General features: G+C 44.6%; 20 protein-coding genes and 1 tRNA gene. 14 read left to right on the top strand and 7 right to left on the bottom strand.

Annotation, left to right across the window (positions count from 1 at the left end):
• Window positions 1–192: 192 nt before the first annotated feature.
• The 7 genes from argC (at window position 193) to carB (ending at window position 9,147) form a co-directional block, all read left to right on the top strand.
• Window positions 193–1,218 carry an N-acetyl-gamma-glutamyl-phosphate reductase gene (argC, locus tag DSBG_RS04715; protein ID WP_068963076.1) on the top strand — a complete coding sequence of 342 codons (1,026 nt, stop codon included), beginning with the start codon at window positions 193–195 and terminating at the stop codon, window positions 1,216–1,218.
• 24 nt (window positions 1,219–1,242) lie between these two features.
• Window positions 1,243–2,502: a bifunctional glutamate N-acetyltransferase/amino-acid acetyltransferase ArgJ gene (gene argJ, locus DSBG_RS04710; protein WP_068963075.1), complete on the top strand. Its 1,260-nt coding sequence runs from the start codon at window positions 1,243–1,245 to the stop codon at window positions 2,500–2,502.
• 17 nt (window positions 2,503–2,519) lie between these two features.
• Window positions 2,520–3,413, top strand: a complete 894-nt coding sequence (argB, locus tag DSBG_RS04705; protein ID WP_068963074.1) for an acetylglutamate kinase — start codon at window positions 2,520–2,522, stop codon at window positions 3,411–3,413.
• Between the two features lie 113 nt (window positions 3,414–3,526).
• A complete protein-coding gene (locus tag DSBG_RS04700) occupies window positions 3,527–4,732 on the top strand; it encodes an acetylornithine transaminase (protein WP_068963073.1) in 1,206 nt (401 codons plus the stop codon).
• Window positions 4,726–4,863 (top strand): hypothetical protein, encoded by a 138-nt coding sequence (locus tag DSBG_RS22870; RefSeq protein ID WP_176716170.1) that lies wholly within the window; start codon window positions 4,726–4,728, stop codon window positions 4,861–4,863. The genes DSBG_RS04700 and DSBG_RS22870 overlap by 7 nt, the downstream gene beginning before the upstream one ends.
• Entirely contained in the window at window positions 4,860–5,960 is a 1,101-nt protein-coding gene (gene carA, locus DSBG_RS04695) for a glutamine-hydrolyzing carbamoyl-phosphate synthase small subunit (RefSeq protein ID WP_068963072.1), read from the top strand. The genes DSBG_RS22870 and carA overlap by 4 nt, the downstream gene beginning before the upstream one ends.
• Window positions 5,950–9,147 carry a carbamoyl-phosphate synthase large subunit gene (gene carB / locus DSBG_RS04690; protein WP_068963071.1) on the top strand — a complete coding sequence of 1,066 codons (3,198 nt, stop codon included), beginning with the start codon at window positions 5,950–5,952 and terminating at the stop codon, window positions 9,145–9,147. The genes carA and carB overlap by 11 nt, the downstream gene beginning before the upstream one ends.
• A 216-nt stretch (window positions 9,148–9,363) precedes the next feature.
• On the opposite strand, the gene DSBG_RS04685 is transcribed toward carB, so the two are convergent.
• A complete protein-coding gene (locus DSBG_RS04685) occupies window positions 9,364–10,530 on the bottom strand; it encodes a zinc ribbon domain-containing protein (protein WP_068963070.1) in 1,167 nt (388 codons plus the stop codon).
• 753 nt (window positions 10,531–11,283) lie between these two features.
• On the opposite strand from DSBG_RS04685, the gene argF reads away from it, so the two are divergent.
• The 6 genes from argF to DSBG_RS04655 all read left to right on the top strand — a co-directional run bounded on the left by argF (window position 11,284) and on the right by DSBG_RS04655 (window position 18,488).
• Window positions 11,284–12,228 carry an ornithine carbamoyltransferase gene (gene argF, locus DSBG_RS04680; protein ID WP_009617494.1) on the top strand — a complete coding sequence of 315 codons (945 nt, stop codon included), beginning with the start codon at window positions 11,284–11,286 and terminating at the stop codon, window positions 12,226–12,228.
• 150 nt (window positions 12,229–12,378) lie between these two features.
• Window positions 12,379–13,587 carry an argininosuccinate synthase gene (locus DSBG_RS04675; protein ID WP_068963069.1) on the top strand — a complete coding sequence of 403 codons (1,209 nt, stop codon included), beginning with the start codon at window positions 12,379–12,381 and terminating at the stop codon, window positions 13,585–13,587.
• A 215-nt stretch (window positions 13,588–13,802) separates the two neighbouring features.
• A complete protein-coding gene (argH, locus tag DSBG_RS04670; protein WP_068963068.1) occupies window positions 13,803–15,182 on the top strand; it encodes an argininosuccinate lyase in 1,380 nt (459 codons plus the stop codon).
• Window positions 15,183–15,658: 476 nt separating this feature from the next.
• Complete coding sequence (locus DSBG_RS04665) at window positions 15,659–17,107, top strand: nicotinate phosphoribosyltransferase (RefSeq protein ID WP_068963067.1); 1,449 nt, start codon at window positions 15,659–15,661, stop codon at window positions 17,105–17,107.
• 18 nt (window positions 17,108–17,125) lie between these two features.
• A complete protein-coding gene (gene nadE / locus DSBG_RS04660; RefSeq protein WP_009617476.1) occupies window positions 17,126–17,899 on the top strand; it encodes an NAD(+) synthase in 774 nt (257 codons plus the stop codon).
• A gap of 1 nt (window position 17,900) precedes the next feature.
• Window positions 17,901–18,488 carry a 5' nucleotidase, NT5C type gene (locus tag DSBG_RS04655; protein ID WP_068963066.1) on the top strand — a complete coding sequence of 196 codons (588 nt, stop codon included), beginning with the start codon at window positions 17,901–17,903 and terminating at the stop codon, window positions 18,486–18,488.
• A gap of 33 nt (window positions 18,489–18,521) precedes the next feature.
• Here the strand turns inward: DSBG_RS04655 and murC are convergent, their stop codons facing one another.
• The 4 genes from murC to DSBG_RS04635 all read right to left on the bottom strand — a co-directional run bounded on the left by murC (window position 18,522) and on the right by DSBG_RS04635 (window position 23,358).
• The gene (gene murC, locus DSBG_RS04650) at window positions 18,522–19,874 is read right to left on the bottom strand and encodes a UDP-N-acetylmuramate--L-alanine ligase (protein ID WP_068963065.1); all 1,353 of its coding nucleotides are present in this window, start codon (window positions 19,872–19,874) and stop codon (window positions 18,522–18,524) included.
• Between the two features lie 90 nt (window positions 19,875–19,964).
• Entirely contained in the window at window positions 19,965–20,624 is a 660-nt protein-coding gene (locus tag DSBG_RS04645) for a cytochrome b/b6 domain-containing protein (protein WP_068963064.1), read from the bottom strand.
• Window positions 20,625–20,792: 168 nt separating this feature from the next.
• Entirely contained in the window at window positions 20,793–22,196 is a 1,404-nt protein-coding gene (locus tag DSBG_RS04640) for a nickel-dependent hydrogenase large subunit (RefSeq protein WP_176716169.1), read from the bottom strand.
• Window positions 22,197–22,233: 37 nt separating this feature from the next.
• Window positions 22,234–23,358, bottom strand: coding sequence for a hydrogenase small subunit (locus DSBG_RS04635; RefSeq protein ID WP_068963063.1), 1,125 nt, complete (start codon window positions 23,356–23,358; stop codon window positions 22,234–22,236).
• A gap of 146 nt (window positions 23,359–23,504) precedes the next feature.
• Between DSBG_RS04635 and DSBG_RS04630 the strand changes: the two genes are divergently transcribed.
• A tRNA-Thr gene (locus tag DSBG_RS04630) sits at window positions 23,505–23,579 on the top strand.
• 592 nt (window positions 23,580–24,171) lie between these two features.
• Here DSBG_RS04630 and DSBG_RS04625 read toward each other — a convergent pair.
• A complete protein-coding gene (locus DSBG_RS04625) occupies window positions 24,172–24,768 on the bottom strand; it encodes a site-specific integrase (RefSeq protein WP_068963062.1) in 597 nt (198 codons plus the stop codon).
• Complete coding sequence (locus DSBG_RS04620) at window positions 24,731–25,411, bottom strand: N-terminal phage integrase SAM-like domain-containing protein (RefSeq protein WP_068963061.1); 681 nt, start codon at window positions 25,409–25,411, stop codon at window positions 24,731–24,733. Before DSBG_RS04620 ends, DSBG_RS04625 begins: the two co-directional genes overlap by 38 nt.
• Between the last annotated feature and the right edge of the window lie 23 nt (window positions 25,412–25,434).

Raw genomic sequence — 25,434 nt, 5'->3', positions numbered from 1 at the left:
CGGGGGTAACCCCCCCTCTTTTTTGTACCAAATTAGAAAGAATAATTTCGGGTGGCATAAGTGCAACTAAGGCAGCCGCCTGCGCTAAGGCTTGGCGCCAGCCAAGTTTTCTTTATGGCAAAGGATTGTATTTTTATGCGGGGATATGTATAATTATAGAAAGAATTAATCCAGAGAATGGAGGGACACGATATGAAGGTCGGTGTTCTTGGGGCCACAGGTTATGCAGGGCAGGAATTGGTGCGTTTGTTGCAACGCCATGAAGAAGTCAATGAATTGTATCTCTCTTCGTCTAGCGTAGCTGGAGAGGATTATGATTCGGTTTATCCACATTGGAATGGTCAAAATGTAGGGGTTCTGCAGGATGAAAATGTACCGGATCTGGATGTGCTTTTTTGCGCGCTTCCTCATGGGTTAACAGCGGCAAGAACAAGTACTTTCTTATCCCGCAATATAAAAGTCATTGATCTAGGAGCAGACTTTCGATTGAATTCTTTCCAGGTTTATGAGGAATGGTATAAGATCAAGCATCCCGCATCAGAGTTACTTAAAGATGCAGTATACGGTTTGCCAGAACTTTATCGCGAGCAAATTAGGGGTCAATCTCTAATCGCCAATCCGGGTTGTTATCCAACAGCGACCTTACTGGCGTTGGTCCCCTTGCTTCGCAAGAATTTGCTTCATACACGAAATCTAATTATTGATGCCAAATCTGGTGTATCCGGGGCAGGGAGAGGGGTCTCATTAGGCTTTCATTATTCTGAGGTTAATGAAAATTTCAAAGCGTATGGGGTGGCTACTCATCGTCATACCCCAGAAATAGAACAAGAACTGTCCCGGGCTGCAGGACAGCCGCTCATCGTTAATTTTACGCCCCACTTAGTTCCTATGACGAGAGGGATGTTGGTTACGATCTATGCTGGGGTTCAGCAAGGGGTTAAAGAGGAAGATCTTCGCCGCTGTTGGCTGGAACAGTATGAAAATGAAGAATTCATTCATGTTTTGCCGCAGGGGACTTGGCCGCAGACGAAGTTTGCCAGCGGAAGCAATAATGCTTTCTTACAATTGACCGTAGATCAAAGAACAGGAAATGCTGTCTTAATCGCTACGATTGATAATCTAATCAAGGGCGCTGCAGGGCAAGCTATTCAAAATATGAATCTTGTGATGGGATGGCCTGAAAGCCAAGGAATTACTGGAACGGCCCTTTGGCCCTAATCCAAAAAAGGAGAGTGCGAATTCGTGGGTAATGTTGAAGAATATTGGAAGTCAATTGAAGGCGGTGTAGCTGCTCCGAAGGGGTTCTATGCGGTCGGCGTCCAGGCAGGCATAAAGTATAAAGATAAATATGATGTTGCGTTGGTTTTTTCGCAAGTTCAAGCGCAAGCTGCTGGCGTATACACCCGAAACCTAGTTAAAGCACACCCTCTTTATTTAACCCAGCGTCATTTGCACGATGGTTTGGCCCAAGCTATTGTAATCAATAGCGGGAATGCCAATGCTTGTGTAGGGGAATCCGGCGATCAAGTCGCGTTGGCGATGGCTGAAGTTGTAGCCATGTATACCGCTATTCCAGTTGAGGATGTTCTGGTGGCCTCAACTGGTGTGATCGGGGTTGAAATGCCCATAGAACGGGTCTTAAATGGAATTCGGAAAGCGAGTGCAGAGCTCCTTGGAGATATGGTCAAGGGCATTCGCGGGCAGAAGGACACGACAGATTACGGAGCACATCGGGCCGCGCTCGCTATTATGACGACGGATACGACCGTCAAAGAACATGCCTATGAATTTCCTTGTTCTCAAGGAGGCGCGATCACAATCGGCGGGATGGCTAAGGGGTCAGGCATGATTCATCCGAATATGGGAACCATGTTAGGTTTCTTGACGACCGATGCGAGTATTCCCTCTGCGGAATTGCAGCGTATCTTGCGTGAAGCTGTCGATGAAAGTTTCAACATGGTGACAGTTGATGGAGATACTAGCACCAATGATATGGTTCTCTTTTTGGCAAATGGGACCTCAGAGATGACTTTGAGCGGGGAAGATTTGTTGAACTTTGAGAAAATGGTGAAGATGATCTGCATCCAGTTAGCCCAAGATATTGCCCGAGATGGGGAGGGCGCCAGCAAGTTTATGGAAGTCACGGTATCTGGAGCTAAAACAAAAGACGATGCCCGGAAAATTGCCCGGAGTATTTGTGGTTCCAGCCTAGTAAAAACTGCACTCTTTGGTGAGGATGCGAACTGGGGGCGGATTTTTACGGCTGCAGGGTATGCCGGGGCGGAGTTTGACCCCCAAAAAGTGGATATCTTCTTAGGGGACTTAGTCGTCGCTCAAGCGGGAAGAGGGGTTGCATTTTCAGAAGAAAAAGCTAAGGAGATTCTTCAGTTTAAAGACGTTCATATTAGCTTGAACCTTCACCTTGGGCAAGAATGCGCAACTGCCTGGGGGTGTGATCTAACCCATGAGTACGTCACAATAAATGGTAGTTATCGAACTTAAGAGTGGAGGTGTTGAAGATGACTCCAATAGAACAGGGCTTAAGCAAAGCTCGGGTTTTAGTGGAAGCCCTTCCGTATATCCAAAAATTTGCAGGCAAGACGGTTGTGATTAAGTATGGTGGCCATGCCATGATTGATCCTGTCTTGAAAGAATCGGTTATCATGGATGTCTTGCTCTTGCATTCGGTTGGAATTCGGCCCGTAGTAGTTCATGGCGGTGGGCCGGAGATCAATGCCATGCTGAAGAAGGTTGGGATTGAAAGCCAATTTGTACGGGGATTAAGAGTCACTGATGCGCAAACTATGGAGATCGCGCAAATGGTTTTATTAGGGAAGTTGAACACCGAGATGGTCTCTCTCCTCAATCGCTTTGGAGGGAAGGGTGTCGGTTTATCCGGTAAAGACGCACAACTACTCATAGCAGCTAAGAAACCCATGCAGATGGCGAATAGCCAAGGCAAGATGGAAGATATTGACCTGGGTTATGTTGGAGAAATCCAAAGCGTCACACCCGATATTTTGCACACCTTACTGGGACAGGGATATATCCCCGTTATTTCTCCAGTTGCCAGTGGAGAAAATGGGGAAACGTATAATGTGAATGCGGACACGGTTGCTGGAAAAATAGCGGAGGCATTGCAGGCCGATAAGCTGCTTCTGTTGACTGATGTGCGAGGAATACTACGCGATGTAACAGATCCAAACTCTCTCATTTCTACGATTTCCAGAGGGGAAGTGGCAACACTGGCGGATCAAGGAATTTTAAACGGTGGAATGCTGCCCAAAGTAGAATGTGCAGTCTCGGCTTTAGAGAGTGGCGTTGGAAGTGTGCATATCCTAGACGGTCGATTAAGCCATGCTATTTTACTTGAATTGTTTACCGATGGGGGCATTGGAACAATGTTTGCGTAATCGTGGTTGTTCGTTGTACGTGGTTCGCATGATAAACGGTAAACGGTAAACGGTAAATAGTAAACTGCAACGACTATCGAACAACGAACATCGAATATGGGGGGTATAAAGAGATGTTAGAAGGCATATCAACTGAAGAAATCATTGAACGCGGAAAAAATGTAGTAATGAATACCTATGGCCGCCTAGCTATGACGATGGTCAAAGGGGATGGCGTATGGGTGTGGGATTCTGAAGAAAAACGTTATTTGGATTTCCTGACGGGCCTAGCGGTCAACTCACTTGGGCATAGCCATCCGGCGATTGTCCATGCTGTGCAAGAACAGGCCACAGAAATTCTGCACACTTCAAATCTATACTGGATACCGAATCAAGTCGCTTTAGCGGAGCGCTTAGTGAAACATTCTTTCGCCGATAAAGTATTCTTTTGCAACAGCGGGGCAGAGGCCAATGAGTCGGCGATCAAGCTTGCTCGGAAATATGCTAAGAAAAACTTTGGGGCGCACAAATGCGAAGTAGTCTCGTTCAAGAATTCATTTCATGGACGGACCTTGGCAACTCTCACCCTTACAGGACAAACAAAATATCAGGAAGGGTATGATCCTCTTCCTGTAGGATTCTCTTATGCCGCCTTGAATGATATCGAGGACTTAAGATCTAAGGTCAATGAAAATACTGCAGCAGTCTTCATCGAGCCTATTCAGGGTGAAGGGGGAGTAATTCCGGCTGAGACAGCGTTTCTCCAAGCAGCGCGTGTTTTGTGTGACCAATATGGAGCCTTGTTGATTTTTGATGAGGTGCAGTGCGGCATTGGTCGGACCGGGAAACTCTTTGCCTATGAATGGAGTGGAGTGGCTCCGGATGTTATGACCTTAGCTAAAGCCTTGGGTGGTGGGGTGCCAATCGGAGCAATGTTGGCAAAAGACGAAGTTGCGCAAGCTTTCCAGCCGGGTGATCATGCTTCAACCTTTGGGGGAAACCCTCTGGCGACTGCGGCAGGGTGCGCCGTCTTAGATGTGATACTCGAAGAAGGATTTTTTGCAGGGGTTCAAGAACGGTCCTTATATTTTCGAAAAGGACTTGAGAAACTGGCCCAGAAGTATCAGACGGGTGACCCTGTCCGAGGACAAGGGTTTATTTTAGGATGGCCGGTTTCTAAGTTGGGTCCAGAGATTGTAGAAGCTTGTAGACAAAACGGCCTTCTGATCAACTGTGTTGGTGGCCAGACCTTACGTTTCCTTCCCCCGCTCATCGTTGAGAAACCAGAAATGGATAAGGCCTTGGAGATCTTGGATGAAGTCTTTCAGGAGCTTTGGTAATTCCAGAGGTCAGAAGGCGGAAGCCAGGGTTCAGGGGTAAAATCGCAACAGGGCTTGGTAAAAAACTAATGGCAAGAGATATAGGGGATTTCATAATGAAGAAGGATTTTTCCCGAGGAGGGATGAAATGAAAGCAGCACTCGTACTTGAGACTGGGAAAGTTTTAATGGGAGAGTCTTTTGGAGCAACAGGAGAGGCCTTTGGAGAAGTGGTTTTCAATACAGGTATGACGGGCTATCAAGAGGTTCTGACTGACCCCTCTTATGCCGGACAAATGGTATGCATGACTTATCCTCTCATTGGAAATTACGGGATAAACAGACTAGATGACCAATCGGAAAAGGCCCAGGTTCAGGGGTTTATCGTGAAAGAGGCTGCACGTAATCCTAGTCATTGGCAGATGGAGAAGAATCTCTCGAGGACATTGGCTCAAGCCGGAGTTGTCGGTATTAAAGGGATCGATACTCGTGCTTTGACGCGGATTATCCGGGAACACGGTGTTTTGCGTGGGGTTATTACAACTGAGACTGAGAACCTAAATGAATTGATTCCAAAGTTGAAAGAATGGCTGGTTCCAGCAGATGTTGTGGCTAAGGTCAGTACCCCGAAAATCTACACCTTACCTCCTGCTCAAGCCGAAAAAGATCCGTTTCATGTTGTGGTCATTGATTTTGGAATTAAGAAAAACATTTTGCAGGCGATGCAAGAAAGTGGGTTCCGTCTGACAGTCGTTCCGCATAGTGCCTCGGCAGAGCAGATCATAGCTCTACAGCCAGATGGCGTCTTTCTGTCCAATGGGCCAGGAGACCCTAAGGAGGTTGGAGTGGGAATCGAAACGATTCGAGGTTTGATGGGCAAACGACCCATTTTCGGTATTTGCCTTGGGCATCAACTTTTGTCACTCGCTTTGGGAGGGGACACGTATAAGATGAAGTTTGGGCATCGGGGTGGAAATCAACCGGTCCAAGATCTTCAATCCAAAAGAGTGACGATTACCTCCCAAAATCACGGTTATGCTATTGCCGAAGAAAGCTTGGATCAGACTCCCTTGCACATCACCCACCGCAACCTCAATGATCAAAGCGTCGAAGGAGTTAAACATCGGGATTTTCCTGTATTTTCAGTTCAATACCACCCAGAGGCTGGACCAGGACCGAGCGAATCCCTTTATCTTTTTGACGAGTTTGCGCAATTAATGCAGGAATGGAGGGCTAATAATGCCTCTTAACCCGGCGTGGAAAAAGGTCCTGGTCATCGGGTCCGGTCCGATTGTGATTGGGCAAGCCGCAGAATTTGATTATGCCGGGACCCAAGCGTGTAAGGCCCTTCGTGAAGTGGGGATTGAAGTCGTCCTGGTCAACAGTAATCCCGCAACCATCATGACGGATGTAAAAACAGCTGAGATTACCTATATTGAACCTTTGTTGCCTGAGTATTTAGAGGGGATTATCAGCAAAGAACGCCCAGATGCTCTGTTACCCACTCTAGGTGGGCAAACAGGACTTAATCTGGCTATGGAACTTGTCCATAGCGGGGTCTTAAAGCGTTATGACGTGGACCTCATTGGCTGTGATGCTGAAACGATTTACAAAGCAGAAGATCGCGATGCGTTTAAAGAAACGATGCTCTCACTCGGAGAACCTGTAGCCGAGAGTATCATTGTGACAACATTGGAAGAGGGGGAGCTCTTCGCCGAAAAACAGGGATTTCCGTTAATTATTCGCCCAGCTTACACGCTTGGAGGGACGGGCGGAGGAATTGTAAAAAACGCCAAAAACTTAGAAGAAATTTTACCAAGAGGGTTGCAGGCCAGCCCGATTGGACAATGCCTTGTGGAGCGAAGTGTGGCAGGTTGGAAGGAAATTGAATATGAAGTCATGCGGGATGCCGCTGATAACTGTATTACGATTTGCAACATGGAAAATATTGATCCCGTGGGAATTCACACTGGGGATAGTATCGTCGTTGCCCCGTCACAAACGTTAAGTGATGTTGAATATCAGATGCTTAGGGCGTCATCCTTAAAGATTATTCGAGCCTTGGGGGTTAACGGTGGCTGTAATGTTCAATTTGCTTTAAATCCAGTAAGCCGAGAATATGTTGTGATTGAAGTAAATCCTCGAGTAAGCCGCTCAAGTGCGCTCGCTTCGAAAGCGACCGGATATCCAATTGCCAAAATGGCGGCACTTCTGTCCGTAGGATTTACCCTTCCAGAGTTGACAAACCCGGTTACCGGAAATACCAGCGCTTGTTTTGAGCCAGCCCTTGACTATGTGGTTGTCAAGTTCCCTCGTTGGCCTTTCGATAAGTTTCCAGCCGCAGATCATCGTCTCGGTACGCAAATGAAAGCGACCGGAGAGGTGATGGCCATGGAACGAACATTAGAAGCGGCGCTGCTTAAAGCCGCGCGTTCTTTAGAAATTGGCAGTGTAGGTCTTCGGATTGCAGCCTCTGGAGGCTGGACCGAGATGGAGATCGAAGACAAGCTGTCCATCACGGATCATGAACGTTTTTTTGCAATCGCTGAAGCGTTCCGACGGGATTGGACAATTATCGAAGTACAAATGCTCACTCAGATAGACCCCTTTTACCTATTTAAAATCAAAGACTTGGTTCTACTTGAACAGCGGTTGCAAAGTGAGTCGTTAACGACGGAGTTATTGCATTTCGCTAAAGCCCAAGGATTCTCTGACTTAGCCATTGCCAAATTAACGGGGCGTTCGGAAGAAATGGTTCGTAATATGCGCTTGGCTGATGGAATTGTTCCTGTTTATAAGACCGTGGATACGTGTGCAGCAGAGTTTGCCTCATCAACGCCTTATTACTATTCTAGCTATGAAGAAGAGGATGAGGTGTTGACTGGCACCGGTTCTAAAGTCGTTGTCTTAGGTTCCGGACCTATCCGAATCGGGCAAGGGATCGAATTTGACTATTGCTCCGTCCATGCCCTTACGGCTTTGCAAGAAGCAGGTGTAGAATCTATTATGGTCAATAATAACCCAGAAACGGTATCGACGGATTTTGATACAGCGGACAAATTGTATTTTGAGCCTTTGACGTTGGAAGATGTGCTTCATGTGTTGAATAAAGAGAAGGCTGATGGAGTATTGGTTCAATTTGGAGGACAAACGGCTATTAATTTGGCAGGGCCACTGAATCGTGCCGGAGTTCGAATTTTAGGTACCCAAGTCGACGCGATCGATATGGCAGAGGATCGGGAACGTTTTGCTCAGCTGTTAAGCCATTTAGGAATTCCTCAATCCGAAGGGCGAAGCGTTACGGCTGTAGAGCAGGCTCAAAGAGTTGCAGAGGAACTCGAATTTCCGGTTATCGTTCGCCCTTCTTACGTTATCGGAGGACGTGCTATGCAAGTGGTGGAGAATATAAATGAGCTGGAAGACTATTTGAGGCGGGCGATCCACTTATCCCCTGAACATCCGATTTTGGTGGATAGGTACCTGGAAGGTAAAGAAGTTGAAATCGATGCCGTCTCAGACGGAGAAACCACTGTGATAGCGGGTATTATGGAGCATATTGAGCGGGCGGGAGTCCACTCGGGGGATAGCTTGGCGGTATATCCGCCGCAAAGTTTAACACCAGCTGAAATCGATCAGATTCAAGACTTCACCTGTCGTATTGCCGAAGGAAGCGGCATCAAAGGACTTATCAATATCCAATTTGTAGTCGTTCGAGGCAAGGTGTATGTGCTTGAAGTCAACCCCAGGGCAAGTCGCACAGTGCCGATTCTTTCCAAAGTCACGGCGATCCCCCTAGTTAACCTGGCGGTTCAAGTATCCCTTGGGAAAACCTTGAAAGATTTAGGTTATACGCGGGGCCTTGCACCTGAGGTACCGTTTGTCGTAGTTAAAGCCCCGGTTTTTTCCTTTGAAAAGTTGACCAAAGTCGAAACATCGCTGGGACCTGAAATGAAATCGACCGGTGAGGTTTTGGGGATGGACACTCAATTCGGGCACGCTTTGGCGAAAGCTTTTGCTGCCTCTCATATTCCACTTCCGAATGAGGGAAATATTTTGGTATCGGTGGGTGAAAAGGACCGCCCAGAGGCGATTACCTTAGCTCGACAACTAGCTCAGCTGGGGTTTGGTGTCAAAGGGACAGGCGACACTGCCAAGGCCCTAGCCTTGTGCGGGGTGAAAGTTGAAGAGGTGAGTGAGTCCAGCGAAGCTCTTCGAGAAGCTGTTCGACATCGAGAATTTGCCTTTATACTTAGTACGCCTACTAAAGGCAAAACCCCTGAACTTACAGGCTATTTATTGAGAAGGCTAGCAGCAGAACACAAGGTTCCCTGCTTTACGTCAATGGATACCGCGAAAGCGGTTGTCCGAGCGTTACAAGAGATACGGAGCCAAACCACTCCCCAGGTGCTTTCGTTGCAGGAGTATTTGGAGCTGTAGAGGAGTTTATAGGGCTGAAGTCTTTCTAGCATCCTACATCGGCGATAGTGTTTGTTGTAGGATGCGGCTTCAGCGATAGTCTCCACTGGAGACTATCGTGATTAACACACGCTAAGAAACTCCCATTTGCTTTGGATGAAAAGACTGGGCGCTAATTATTGTAGAAAAAACTCCTGCCGGACGATTTGTCGAGCAGGAGTTTTTATTGTGATCAGGTTAGAGCTTTGTCCCACATTGTGGGCAATAGGCTGTACCCGTATTAGCCCTTCCGCAAGAAGGACAATATCGGGGTGAATCTTCAGGGGAGGGAGTAGGAGGCGAAGGCTCTGGTTCTGACTTATGTAAGTCAATCTTGGGTTCCTCAGTTTCGGGTGAGGGGGAATCTATGGCTAATGATTCAGAGGACGGTGGAGTATTTATTGTTTCTTGTGTTACTTGTGCTTCTTGGTAAGGCATGGCCGAATAAGCGGTTGAATAGAGTTGCGGTTCCTCTTCAATTGACATTACCCAAACAATCGCTAAGACTGCAATAAAGGGACTGACTACAAGGGAGGCTATTCCTGTGAGGGCATGTGAAATTCGGCCAATAATTTGCAGTGCGATTTCAATCAGAATAACGGTTCCAATGTATCCCCAAAGTATCCCCAGGTGCCTCTGGAAGAATCTCCAACTGCCTCTCAGCGCATCCCAAAATCCTTCGTTGCTGTGAGCCAAGAGGTATATGGTAGATGTGATAAGCCAGGGTAATGCATATAAGCCGATAGCAGTAATAAAAAGCCCGTAAACAATTAAGAAAGCCACGAGCGTGTAGTGAGAGTGGCTCAAGGTATAGGCGCCGAACAGCCCAATGATTAGGAGGAGCAGCTTGATCAGAAGAAGAAAACCTTGCCAGCCAAGGATACGGAAAAAACCCTTAAACTTAAAATCTTTGAAAGTTACCTTTTCTTCTCTATAGGCCTTAGCGGTCAAGTTGAATAGTCCAGTATAAAAAGCGGATCCGAATAACCAACCGACAATAAGTATCAGCAAAAAAATTCCGGCTACGCTTCCAGCAGCCGATAGAAGATTGGGTAAACTACTCAATGGCCCGCCGAAGAAGTTAAAGGGACCTAGATTTGATGATCCGAACGGACCAACAAAGGGACTTAAATCTGGAGTTGGAGGTATCCCGGGGACAGGCATCCCAGATGAAAATGAGCTACCATTGCCATGAGGAAAAGCCCAGCCAAATTGGCGCAATTGGGCTATAACACTCATAACCGTGGCAACTATTAGAACAACACCAATGCCTAAGAAAATAAAGGACCAGCCATACAAGGGGAGAGCTTCTCTCTTAAATGTTGTCCAAGCCAATTTAATACGTTCGGACCAGGTCAAGGTCATGTGCATTCCTCCCTAAACACCCTCAAATACTGGTTTCAAATCAACAATAAGATCAGTAAGAATAGAGCCTCTTATCTTGTCATCCTCGGTATATATCTCTGGGCGACCATAGTAATATCCGGCTCAACGACTCTTTTAGTATTCTCATTTTCTTTTTCATCATCCATCGATAATCTTACACAAAATGGCGTAGGATAGACTTTGCAGGGTTAAGCTGAAAGGTAATCTCCCATCTTTCATCTTCCTGCCAAGTGAGATAATCGGAATATGAATATTCTTTTCCTTCACCTTGTGATAAGGGCATAAAATCACTCCCATTATTCTACTGTAAGAAACCAGGAAGTCTGAATAGTTCTGGTTTCTTGGTTTCGCTAAAACTGTTGGTTGTGAAAGAATGCTATCCCTCAATCGAGGTAAAGACTTGTTTGAATAAAGTAATTATGATGTGACTGTGGGTGTCAAATCAAGGGTCATGGATCGAACTTTCCTTAATTCTTATATTATACCAGATTTTAGATCTGCTTTCATCTCATAACTTGACAGATTCTTGAAGCTTATGGCTTGAAGGTACTTTTGCAGCATTGTATACTAAGTAAGATTCAAGAAATATAACTGTATGTCCTAGCTAATAGAGGTGGAATTTTATGAAATTTGGTTATGGTATAATCCTAACCATGTGAAAAAAGTGATTTTAAGTATTGTATTATTATACACCGAAAAGTATAATAATACATAACGAAGGGATGGGTGAACATGAAAACAATAGAGCGATCAATATTTAAAGGACGGGACTTTATATCGCTTCATGATTTTTCTCAAGATGAATTAAGTTGCATTTTAGATGTAGCTAGAGAAATTAAAGCAGAACAAAAAGCCGGACGGCCCCATACAATTCTTCAAGGCAAGACCTTGGGGATGATTTTTACGAAGTCCTCTACACGGACCCGGGTTTCCTTCGAGGTAGGAATGTACCAACTCGGGGGGCATGCGCTCTTTCTTAGCGGTCGGGATATCCAATTGGGAAGAGGAGAAACGATTGCTGACACGGCGCGTACTCTTTCTCGAATGGTCGATGGAATTATGATAAGGACCTTTAGTCATCAAGAAGTCTTAGACTTGGCCAAGTTTGCTACGATTCCGATTATTAATGGATTGACTGACTTGCTTCATCCCTGTCAGGTTCTGGCAGATCTCATGACCATTCAAGAGTATAAAGGTCGTTTAGCGGGCTTGAAGCTAGCCTACATTGGAGATGGGAACAACATGGCTCATTCGCTGCTGTTTGGCGGAGCGAAGATGGGATTGAATGTAGTTATAGCTTCTCCTCAGGGGTACAAGCCGGATCCGTCGGTTGTTGCCTTGGCCCAGGCGGATGCCAAAGAAAACGGCGGTTCTGTAGAAGTGATTGATGATCCTTTAGAAGCTGTTAAAGGTGCAGATGTGCTTTATACGGATGTTTGGGCCAGCATGGGTCAAGAAGAAGAAGCAAAAGTGCGTATGACGGCTTTTGAAGGGTATCAAATCAATTCAGATGTAATGAAACGAGCAGACCAATCCGCCATCGTTATGCATTGCCTTCCAGCTCATCGTGGAGAGGAAATTACAGATGAAGTAATTGAAGGGCCTCAATCTGTAGTATTTGATGAAGCAGAAAATCGTCTGCATGCTCAGAAAGCGATTATGGCGTTAGTGATCTAGGCAGAAGGCAAGTCCAGGATCATTTCCAACTTGCATGCATCTTAAATCGAAGGATTTGAGTCAAAACAAATAGTTTTTAGGTTAAGTGTGTACTATAATCAGTAGATTAACACGACGATATTAATACAAGGAAAAAAGGGAGATCGGACAATGAAAAAAGTCGTTTTGGCCTATTCCGGTGGGTTGGATACTTCTATTATTATTCCCTGGCTTAAGGAAACTTATGGGTATGACGTAATTGCCATGGCAGCAGATCTCGGGCAAGGGGAAGAGTTGGCCCCCCTTCAGGAAAAGGCCACCAAAAGTGGGGCAAGCAAACTGTATATCGAAGATCTGAGAGAAGAATTTATCACGAAGTTTATCTTTCCGACTTTAAAGGCCGGAGCAGTTTATGAAGGAAAGTATCTCTTAGGGACTTCCTTTGCCCGTCCTCTGATTGCTCGTCGTTTAGTGGAAATTGCTGAGCAGGAAGGTGCCGTTGCGATAGCTCATGGCGCAACGGGCAAAGGAAATGACCAGGTTCGCTTTGAAGTGAGTGTTAAAGCACTTAATCCCGATTTGGAGATTATTGCTCCCTGGCGGATTTGGGATCTCAAGTCCCGAGAAGATTGCATCGACTATGCTGAAGCACGTGGAATTCCTGTCCCAGTGACCAAAGATCGTCCTTATAGCATGGACCGCAACCTATGGCATTTAAGCCATGAGGGTGGGGACTTGGAAGATCCGTGGAATGAACCGATTCGTGACCTTTATTTACTGGGTGTTTCCCCAGAGGATGCGCCCGATGAGGCGATTTACCTCGAACTTGGGTTTGAACAAGGGGTGCCCACAACTTTAGATGGTAAGACGATCGCTCCTGTAGCTTTATTGGAAACCCTCAACGAAATGGGTGGAAAAAACGGGATCGGAATTGTCGATATGGTAGAAAACCGCCTCGTTGGGATGAAATCGCGTGGCGTCTATGAGACACCGGGCGGAACAATTCTTTATATGGCTCATCAGGCGTTAGAACATCTTACACTGGATCGTCTTACGCTCCATTACAAAGAACAAATAGCCTTAAAGTATGCGGAAATTGTTTATGATGGAGTATGGTATTCCCCGCTTCGTGAAGCTTTAGATGCCTTTGTCGATGTGACCCAGAAAAACGTTACAGGTACGGTACGAGTGAAATTATACAAAGGTAATTGTACATTAGCGGGTGTAAAATCCCCCTATTCGCTCTATAATGAAGCGTTCGCAACGTTCGGTGAAGACGGCGTATATGATCAAAAGGATGCGGGCGGATTTATTAATCTCTTTGGGTTACCATTAAAAGTAAGAGCTTTAATGGAGAAACAGTCAGGGTTGCGTAAATAAGAGCGAAGATTAGCCAGCGCCGATATCCGGCGCTTTCTTTTATATAGTCAGAAAGCATAACTTGTAGGGGCAATTTTTGAATTGCTTCTACGGAATAAGTTCAGATAAGAGATCCGTCCCCCTGTTTCGCCTAGACAGTTAGCTGAATTAAAGGTATAAAAGATAGAGAAGACGTACAAAGATACAAAAAGCAACGAATGAAAGGAAGATGCAACGTGAAACTCTGGGGAGGACGTTTTGAAAAGACTACGGATGCATTGGTGGAAGATTTTCATTCCTCAATTCGCTTCGACCAACGCTTGTACAAACAAGATATCCTAGGGAGTATCGCCCATGCTAGAATGCTCGGTAGTGTTGGGGTTATCTCTGAGGATGAAGCAAAACATCTAATTGAAGGACTTAGAGAAATTTTAGAAGATATTCAGGCAGGAAATGTGGAGTTCGAGATTGGTGCTGAAGATATCCACATGAATGTTGAGAAGCTTTTAACTGAGCGAATTGGACCAGTTGGAAAGAAACTACATACGGGACGTAGCCGGAATGACCAAGTTGCCTTGGATCTAAGACTCTATTTGAGGGAGGAGATTGACCAAACTAAGAATTTAGTGGAGCAGTTGCTGCAAACGCTTCTTCATTTAGCGGAAGAGCATCTTGAAACCTGGATGCCCGGATATACGCATTTACAAAAGGCACAGCCGATCACGTTGGCCCATCATTTAATGGCCTATGTGCAAATGTTTTTGCGTGATCTCGGTCGACTTAAAGATACACGGAAACGTTTAAATAGTTCTCCGCTTGGATCAGGGGCTATGGCCGGAACGACGTTCCCTCTTGATCGTGCTAAAGTGGCTCAGGAACTGGGTTTTGATGGGGTGACCTTAAACAGCTTAGATGGGGTGAGTGATCGGGATTTTGCCTTGGAATTTTTAGCAGCCGCATCCATCCTTATGATGCATCTTAGCCGTTTATGTGAGGAACTTGTTATTTGGTCCAGTGGGGAATTTCAATTTATCTCCATGGATGATGGGTATTCCACAGGCTCAAGTATCATGCCGCAAAAGAAAAACCCTGATGTGGCAGAACTGGTGAGAGGAAAAACGGGACGGGTATATGGTGATCTGGTTGCTCTCTTGACCGTTATGAAAGGGCTTCCACTCGCTTATAACAAAGATATGCAAGAAGACAAAGAACAGGTCTTTGATGCGGTGGATACGATTCAAAAGTCTTTGTTGGTGGTAGAACCGATGCTGAGAACGATGCAAGTACACAAGGATACGATGGCTTATGGAGCTAAAGGTGGGTTTACTAATGCAACGGATCTTGCAGACTATATGGCTAAGAAAGGGGTACCTTTCCGTGAAGCTCATGAGTTAGTCGGTCGGATCGTATTACACTGTAGTAAAAAGGGAATTGGGTTGGAAGAGTTGAGTTTAAGTGAATATCAGGAGCTTTCCCCTATTTTTGATGAGGATCTGTTTGAATCCATCGGGATTGAGCATTGCGTCCGAGCTCGAAGGATCACTGGAGGTCCTTCGCCAGAAACTGTTGCTGAGGGAATCAAGGTTAGTTGGGAATTAATGAAGGGACTTGTGTGAGGGACTTGTGTGAGGGACTTGTGTTACACTGCGTCCTAGGCTGAGGTCGGGGAACGAAATGTTGGGAGGACGGCACATTTCATGTGCGCTGTCTAGTGCGGATTGATAGGACTTGTGTCACACTGTGTATTTAGACTTAAGAAACTGTGAATGTTGAAAAAACTGTGCATAATGTGGATAAGTTTGTGGACAATATCAAAATAAATCGGTTTTTGACGTGGATAAACCTTGTTAGACAATGAATAAGTGGACATAACCTGTGGATAACTCATTGAGAAATTTTTTGGAGTGCAGTCTTTTAAGTTCTTAACTTCGGGAAATTTCACTTTAGGTTTTTATTTTGTATTAAAAGAAGGAAATACTGACTGAAAGGTCGAAATTCTCACGCATGATTTTATTAAGATATTACATGCTATAGATTAAGAGTTAATTAATTCAAACTATGGAGTGTGAGTGTGAAGCGAGGCTATTGATCAATGGAAAATCTAACAATGTTAACAGATCTTTATCAATTAACGATGATGCAGGGTCATTTAGTCAACGGATATCAGCATAAGGAAGCCGTATTTGATGTTTTCTTTCGCACACTTCCGTTTCAGGGGGGGTATGCTCTAGCTGCAGGGCTTGAACAGGTCGTAGAATATATTGAAAATCTAACGTTTAGTGAAGAGAATTTGGTGTATTTAAGAAGTCTGAATCTTTTTAATGAGGATTTCATCGAAGAACTGCGTAACTTCCGTTTTACAGGTGACATAGATGCGGTTCCGGAAGGGACGTCAGTTTTTCCCTTTGAACCACTTATTCGGGTCAAGGGGCGCATTTTTGAGACGCAGCTTCTTGAGACGGCTATTTTGAATTTGGTTAACTTTGAGACCTTGATTGCAACGAAAGCTTCTCGTGTGATGGCAGCGGCAGACGGGGCTTCGGTTATGGAATTTGGTTTGCGAAGAGCGCAGGGACCAGATGCGGGAATTCTGGGAGCACGAGCCGCTTTTATCGGAGGATGTCAATCTACGTCAAATGTTTTGGCAGGAGAACGTTATGGTATACCCGTTTCAGGAACCCAGGCTCATAGCTGGATTCAGTGTTTCCCATCGGAATTGGAGGCATTTCGAGCATTTGCACGTACTTTTCCAGATAGCTGCTTGTTGTTGGTGGATACCTACAGCGCACTTGAATCTGGTGTCCCCAATGCTATTAAGGTCGGGCTTGAGCTGGAAGCAGAAGGGCATCATTTTCAAGGAATACGTTTAGATAGTGGGGATTTAACATATTTGTCCAGAGAAGCTCGTCGTATGCTCGACGAAGCAGGACTCAAGAATGCGATTATCGTAGGGTCTAATGATTTAGACGAAGAGACTATCTTCGCCGTCCGTGCTCAAGGGGCGAAAATTGATGCTTGGGGCGTCGGTACCCATCTCATTACCTCTAAAGATAGCCCCTCATTAGGAGGAGTATACAAACTGGCAGCGGAGGGAGAGCAGGGTGTTTTTCATCCTCGTTTAAAGGTCTCTGAAAATATATCCAAGATCACAAACCCGGGAATAAAAAAAATAGTACGTTTTTACGATCAAGCTGGAAAATCAATGGCGGATCTCATTGCTCTAGAAGATGAAGTGTTCGTCGAGGGAAAACCTCTAACTATTTTCGATCCCATTCAAACGTGGAAACGAAAAACCCTAACAAACTTTCGGACGCGAGAACTTTTAATTCCAGTATTTAGAGGCGGAAAGCGGGTTTGTGAATTGCCAAAGCTCAAAGATATTCAGACCTATGCTAGAAAGGAATTAGATACTTTCTGGGATGAAGTTAAACGCTTAACGAATCCACACCGCTATATTGTCGATTTATCAACTAATCTCTTTGAATTGAAACAACAGTTACTCTTAACGATCCATAAAGATATTAAAGCAAGCAAATTATAATTAGGAGGTTGAGTAAAGATGTGGACAGATGATCAATTAACAGAGCGTATTAATCAAGCAGTCGACTGGTTGCGTGAAAAGGTCACTGAGGCAAATGCAAAAGGTGTAGTGGTTGGGATCTCCGGGGGAGTTGATTCTGCTGTGGTTGCAGGGCTTTGTCAACAAGCATTTCCGGATAATTGTATCGCAGTGATTATGCCTAGTCATTCTAATCCAGAAGATAAAGAGGATGCATTTTGGGTTGCTGAAGGCTATGATTTAAGACCTTTGGAAGTGGACTTAAGTGATGTCCATACGAAGATATTTGAACAGGTCAAGAGAGGTCTGGAAAATCAAGGATGCAATTTAGTGGGAGAAAAAATGAGCCAAGGAAATTTAAAGGCTCGTTTACGTATGTCCACGTTGTATACCGTCGCAAATGCTCTGAATTATGTTGTGGTAGGTACAGATAATGCCCCCGAGAGTTATACCGGGTATTTTACTAAATATGGCGACGGCGGTGTGGATCTCTTGCCGATTAGTTCGCTCACCAAAACAGAGGTGCGCGCTTGGGCGAGGATGTTGGGACTTCCTGTGAACATTGCTACCCGTGTTCCTACAGCAGGATTATGGCCGGGACAGACGGACGAATCAGAGATGGGGCTAACCTATGATTTGATTGATCGTTACTTATTGGGAGAAGAGGTCCCGCCTGAGGAAAAAGAACGCATCGAAACCTTACATCGTCAGAGTGAACATAAACGCAATCTTCCTCCCAGTCTTGAACTTCCTAAACTTGAGAGGTTGGACTGACGTGCGAATTGGAGTAGATATTGACGGCGTTGTTTCCGATAGTTACCCAGTTTGGTTGCAAGAATTGAATCTGCACTATGGAAAGAACATTACGGTCATCACCGATTATCAATTGCATTTAGTTTTTGATGTTCCGAGTGATGATATGAACAACTTTTTTGTGGGTAATGTGGAACGCTTGCTTATGACGCCTAATCCTGTTCCCGGCGCTAAAGAAGGGATTGAATCCCTTCTCAGAGAGGGGCATGAGGTTATTTATGTTACAGCTCGAACACCTGAAGAGAAAGAAATCACAGTGCGGTGGCTTAGTAAGCATGAAATTCCTCATGAACACGAACGTGTTCTTTTCTCAGGGTTTAAAAGTAAAGTGGATTTAGTTAGGCAATGGGGAATTGAGGTTTTTATCGAGGATTATCAAGTGAATGCTAAGGCGATCGCTGAATGCGGAGTGCCGGTATTATTACTGAATGCCAGTTATAACCAAGATAAGCAACTCCCATCGGGTATAATACGCTGTCAAAGCTGGAATGAGATTCTAGCAGGAATGCGGGCAGTTCAATCCAAAGAAAAAGGGTCAGCCATTAAATAATGGCTAACCCTTTTTCTTTGGGATTACAGTAATTTAACCGACAATTCCTAATCCGACTTTATAAATATCTCCTGCTCCTAAAGTAAGGACAAGATCTTCGGGGGCAATTGTTTCGGTAAGATAAACTTTAATTTCATCCAATGTCCCAATGTAACTAGCCTGAATGCCTTGTTGTTGGATCAACGTGGCTAAGGTAACGGGAGAAACGGTGTGATGTTCCTGTTCACGGGCTGAGGAGAAAATGTCAGCAATAACAACTTCATCCGCTCCTTGAAAAGCTTGCGAAAATTCTAGTAAGAGCTTCTCAGTTCGGCTAAAAGTATGGGGTTGAAAAATGGCGCGGATGCGGCGATCAGGGAAGGAGAGTCGGGCGCCTTCTAAAGTAGTACGGATTTCTGTCGGATGGTGTGCATAGTCATCAACGACTAAAGCGCCATTTTGGTTACTGCCAATATGCTCAAAGCGACGTTTCGTCCCACTGAACAGGCTCAAGCTACTTAAGATTTGTTCAATGGGGATACCAATCTCATGGCATACCGCAATCGTTGCTAAGGCATTAATAATATTATGTCTGCCTGAGACATTAAGAGCTAGATCACCAACATATTGCCCTTTAAGCATAATTTTCATAGAACTTCTTTCGTCTTTGAATACGATCTCTGTTGCCCGAACATCCGCAGATTCGGAGAGGCCAAAGGTTGTAATCGGTGCAGATCCTATAATGGATTGTAGGCTCGGCTCTTCGGACCAAATGTATATATGTCCGTGTGTAGGTACTTTTTTTGCCAATTCAGCAAACGCTGAAATAACATCTTCCAGGTCATTAAAATAATCGGGATGATCAAATTCGATATTGGTTATAATCAAGTGCTCAGGAGAGTAATTAAGAAAATGGCGTCGATATTCACAGGACTCTGCTAAGAAAAATTCCCCTTTTCCGGAGTGAGCATTTCCACCAATACTAGGGACGTCACTGCCGACAACGATGGTTGGATCTAATTCGGCTTGGAGCATGACCAGACCTATCATCGCGGTCGTCGTAGTTTTACCATGAGTCCCAGTTACGGATATGCCACGTTTTTTGGAAAGTAAGCGCCCGAGATATTGGGGATAAGTCAAGACTGGAATATTTAGTTCCATAGCTCGAGCAATCTCTGGATGTTGATTTGTATAGGCTGCAGAGGTGACCACTAAGTCCACGTTTTCTACGTTGCTAGGCGAGAAACTCAAAACGGGAATTTGGGCACGTTTTAGGACACTGTCTGTGTAAAAACTTTCTTCGACATCAGATCCGGTAATGATCGCATCTTCGATTTGAGCGCTGATTTGAGCTAAAGCACTCATCCCGGTACCTTTTATTCCAACAAAATGAATATGTAATGTCAAAACATATCGTCCCTTCCGTGTATAAACTCTACCCCCCATTATACCCAAACTTAAAGTAAAAAGTATCATTTTATACGAGGAAAATTTTTACTAGCTGTTATTTGGTGGGGGTTTCCGCTCGTAGCCAGTGATCATGGCCTGAAGACGGCTGATATCTTCAGTTAGACTTAAATAAATGTGGACAGGGATTGTCGCCATAAAATAGATGCTAATGGTAAATTTTATCCAACGGAGGACTTGAAAACCTCCCACCAACCGCCAAACCCAAATAAGATGTTTCCCTTGCCAATAAGAGGCTAAGCCGAGTAGACTTGCTATCAGAAAAAGAAGTACCCATGAAAAATAGATCAAAAGCTGCCCGCTATTATATTTTCTGCTTGGTGGAGGAGTAGACCGAAGGAAGAAATAATAGGCCATGAGTTTTGGAAATCGCTTAAAGTCATTAATTCTTGGGATTAGAGAATAATCTTGCCTGAGCAGAGCATCTGCAATGCGTATGGTCATAAATCCCGATGCAAACCAGGCTGAGGCGATATGAGCTATAAAAACTTTCCCATAGTTTAAGGCTAAGAAGCTTGCGGGTTTGTGTAATTCAAGGCCAGTCAAAATGAGTACAGTTAGACTAGCAGCGAAGCCCCAATGAAAAACTCTAACCCAAATTGGCTGAAATGGAATAGTCTTTCCCTTTATGTTTCCCTGTTTAAGTTGTCTTATGACAGCTTTTCTGATTTTTACATGTCGTTGTTTCATGTTTTACCGTGCCCCAAAAAAGATTTATCCGATGACTAACCGCCACAAGGACTTGTATTTCTTAAGCGCGAGACAAGTGACGCTAAGCCCCTCGATAAGTTCAACTGAACTTCAGATGGAGTTGAAACTTCACTTGAAGTAGGTGTCCTATATCCGATGAATTCTTGATTAGACGGGTATTTTTAAGGTGCGTAAATTTTCTCCGTCAATAAGATGAACACTACAAGAGAAGCAAGGATCATAGGAGCGAATGACTCGGCCAGCTTCTTTAAGCTCCTCGGATTGTATTTTTAAGCCGAGTAGAGATGATTCCCCGACGCTGCGGGTTCCTTTTTCATCACGTGCACCAAAATTTATAGCAGAAGGCGTAACGATTTGGTAGTGCTTAACTCGCCGGTTCTCTACAGCTACCCAATGCCCTAAGCTCCCGCGCATGACTTCATGAAGCCCGATTCCTACCCCAGAATCCTGTCCTATTTTTGTATCAAGCGTCTCCGCCCCAGGCTCCAGACGATTGAGCCAATCTAGAGCGGTTTTGGCGATTTTCTTAGTTTCAAGTGCACGTGCCCATAGCCGAGCGATTGCGCCATGACCGATAACCTCTTCTTTGTTAATAATAGCCCGTGCCAAAGGGCCTACTTCTACAGGTTGACCGCGGTAACGAGGAGATTTAACCCAGGTGTATCCTTTGGCTTGGCTGCGGTCGGGGATTGTATCCTCTTCCATGGGATGTAGAGGACCATGAGGTTTATACCAAGCATTTGTAACATCTTCCGTTACTTGTTTTTCGTCAAAGCCTTCTCGTTTCCCTTCAAGGATTACACCATGGGAAAAAAGTGTACTTCCTTCTGCATTTGGAAACCCTCCTACAGACATATAATTCCCTACCCCTTTACCCAGGTCAATGTACTCGGGATAGCGCTCCTTAATCAGTACAATATCAGGGAGCAAGACATCATCTATAAATCTTATGATCTCCATCAGATACCCACAATACCGATTCACCTTATCGGCATCAACCTCCATAGTGGCACCACCGGGAACAAGCCCATGGCCATGAGGAGCCTTGCCTCCAAAAACTGCAAAAGCAGCATGGGCAACACGAGAAATATCGATAGCCTTGAAATAGTGATCAGTCAGAGTTATATTCTCTTTGCTGGATAAACGTAGGTCTGATTCTGAATGAGGAATAAATGGAGCAATATCTGGGCCACGAAAATAGTCTGGCAGGGCATATAGATAAAGGTGACGAAGATGGTTCTGGATTAGATCACTGGCCAGAATCAGATTCCGAATTAAGAGCCCATTGGGGGGGACGTTCATCCCTAAAGCCTTTTCTATCGCCAGCGAGGCTGTTACAGCATGAGCAGATGAACATATGCCACAAATACGTTGAGTATAATAAGGCATATCCATGGCAGAACGTCCAATTAGAATTTGTTCGAACCCTCGATAAAGCGTATCTGAAATAAAAGCATCTTTTATTTCACCGTCTTCAAGCCAAGCCTCCAATAACATGGGATTGTGAATTCGAGATACAGGAAAGATCGTTTTCTTCTCCAGAATAGTCACTCCTTGTTTGGCACATGCCAGCTAGTTTTTTTCAAAGTTACCTGGGTTTTTTCTTTAATCGATACTGATGGAAGGTTTTAACCTTTTTAAGGGAAGGTCGATGTTTAACCTTGACGGTAGATCTTAGTAGATTTTTTTGAATGCGTCCTTTAGATAGGGACGTGGCAATATGTCCAACAATAGCTACGGATGTCACTCCTAAGACTCCAAGTCCAATTTTGTCTGTAGCAACTTTTGTCCCACCAGGAAAAGGAATGTCGGGTGAGTGAGCAGTAAATGGTGACATTAAATCGGGGTAACCAGGTTCAGTACACCCTATACAAGGCGAATTACAGCCGATTGGCCAATTGAAACGGTCATTCCAACGGCGGACCGGGCAGTCGGCATAGGTAACCGGTCCTTTACAGCCAACACGAAAAAGGCATTCCTTCTGTCCGATCTCTGTGGCAAAAATCCCTTGGTCATAATAACGTCGGCGAGGGCAGTTGTTATGGACGGTTTCTCCATAAAATAGTTTGGGCCGTCCATATTTTTCAAGTTCAGGTTCACCATATAAGGCTAAATGAAGTAGAGTCCCCATAATCCAATCCGGATGAGCGGGACATCCGGAAACGTTAATGACCCTCCGTTCAGGAAGGATGTTTTGTACGCCCGTTGCCTGGCTTGGGTTAGGGTAACCGGAAGGCGGGCCGCCGTATGTTGCACAGCTCCCAATGGCAACGACGTATTTTGCTTTAAGCGCAATCCGACGAACAAGATCCAGTCCTGTAATTAGTTTACCATTATCATAAGCAACATGATTATAATGACCACCGTCACGTTGAATCATAGCGCCTTGCACGATGAGAATATATTCGTTGGGCATCGTTTCGTATGTTTCTTGAAGAACTTGATAGGCGGCATCCCCCTGAACTTGCATCATACTCCAATCGTAGCGCCAATCAGTAATGTTTGAGAGGATATCAGAAAAAGTAGGTGTCCAAATATTATCAAGGGAGATACTGTCCCCAGTACAGGTGCCTGTCTCAATCATCACCACCGGAAGTTTATTAACTTCACCTGCTGCTACTGCTTGTGCTAGAGGAGGGGTAATGAGCTGATAAAAGTTACCAAGAATAGCTCCTTTAACGACTAATTTTAAGAAATCACGTCTACTTAGCATTTCACTCCCCCTTGAAAGGGTATTATTTCCACAAAGGGTCAGATAAACACCGACTTTTAGCTATAGTGAAAAAATAATAATGAAGATGGAAAAAAATATTTGACGAAAAGGCAAAAATAGAGTAAGATTACTATCGTCCGTGAAATGCCGATGTGGCTCAGAGGTAGAGCAGCTCACTCGTAATGAGCAGGTCGTCGGTTCGATTCCGACCATCGGCTCCACACAAACACTACTCCCGCAAGAGATTGCGGGATTTTGTTTTTTATGAGAATAGGTCTGTTTTTACAAATCGTCGCCAAATCGTCGCCCAAATGTACATTAACCACCATTCAACACAAAAATTCATCTCTAAAGGCCTATTTTGGAGATGAATTTTTATTCAAGGTAATGTATTGAATATTACGGTTCAGCCTTCCGGGCACAGGACCATTTATGGAATACTGTCATTAGGAATGGGTGTAGGTAGAATACGATCCTTAAGGACGAGTATAAAAAAAATCTGAAGCATCTCGGGATTGTTCGATACAAAGAAGCCAACCTTTCTTCTTCCATTCCTTGATTATCATTTCGGCTTTGAAAATTAGTGGCAAGCTGTCAACAAAATTGTGGCAAAACCTTTACATGGTGTAGATAGACTTAAAAAAGTCTGGCTAAAGAAATACCATCGGCAACAGCCTTGCATGAAAAATTTAATTTGCCCTCGGAAACATTCCAAAATTCTTGTGCTAATTCTAGTGCAGTCTGTTTATCTTTAGCATTTACAGTCATTCCAGTCCTTACAATCCATAACGATGGCTCATTATTTGAAGAATCTTAGGCAAGGTTTTTCTTAGGAAAGGTAATAATTTTAGCACTTGTTGGAATAGGTTGCGCTGGCTCGGGTTCTTTTTTTGTAATAGGTTTTAAGGCATTCTCGATGGCACTCGCTGCTTCATCTTTCATACTGGCATATACGTGTCCATAGAGACGTTTGGAAGTGGCAGGATCCGCGTGACCGGCTCTACGTGCAATCTCGTTGTCGGGAACTTTATTGGCAATCATGATTGTAATGTTGGTATGGCGTAAATCGTGAAAACGTATTTTTGGCAGATCGTGGTTTTTAAGAAATTTCTGGAACCAGCTCGTGATAGTATCTGGGAACATAGGCTTGCCGTCATCCTGGCAAAAAACTAAATTGTTATCGATGTAATCGGTTCCTAATTCGTCTCTAAGTTTTTGTTGATTTGATAGGTGGATTCGCAGTGCATCCATAACTAACTCTGGTACTTTGATGTCACGTATACCCTTTTTGCTTTTAGTTCCTTTGATGAAGATACCTTTTTCCTTGGTATATTGAACTGTTTGCCTTATCCTGAGGATACTGTCATCCCAGTCAATGTCTTGTCGTCGTAGGCCAATGGTTTTCACCACGGCGGGTGCCTCCATAAACCGCAATTGAAACCATAGCATATTTGTCTATAGGTTCATTTTTGGCACATTCCAGCATGGCAACTGCTTGGTCTGGCTCGTAATAAGATGCAACATCGGAATCCGGTCGCATCGGAATCTCAACAAAATCGGCAGGGTTCTCCCGAATCATTTTCCATTTTACGGCTGTCTTTAAGACTTTATGGAGAATGCAGTGATGTTTAAAGACCGTTGATTCAGATAGACCTCCCGGCTTACCGTCTTTTCTGCCCTCGGTACGTAAGCAGTTATAATACCTTTGTAAGTGAAGGGGCATAAGCTGGTCAAGGGGATTTGAGCCTAATTGTGGCTTTGTGTGTAATCGGAACATTGAGTCATAAAATTCATAAGTTCTGTCACCGAGTTTTTGTGAGCCATAATCCTTCAGCCACACGTCCAGGTATTCACTAAAGGTTAAGGTAGATGGTGGAATGTAGGTCCCATTTCGATATTCGAGGAGTATCCGATCTGCTTCCTCTTCGGCTTTGCGTTTATTTGTGATCTCAGTCGGGATATAATCTCTATCCCTCTCTCCGTCAGCGTTACGTCCCTTGTCAATAACGATAGTGTAACGGTTCTTTGAACGCTTTTCGACATGTGCCCTCATTCCGAATTTCTCCCTATGTTATC

Origin of the sequence: Desulfosporosinus cupriresistens (genome assembly GCF_001707885.1) — a bacterium.
GTDB lineage: Bacteria > Bacillota > Desulfitobacteriia > Desulfitobacteriales > Desulfitobacteriaceae > Desulfosporosinus.
This window is presented reverse-complemented; position numbering and strand designations above follow the sequence as displayed.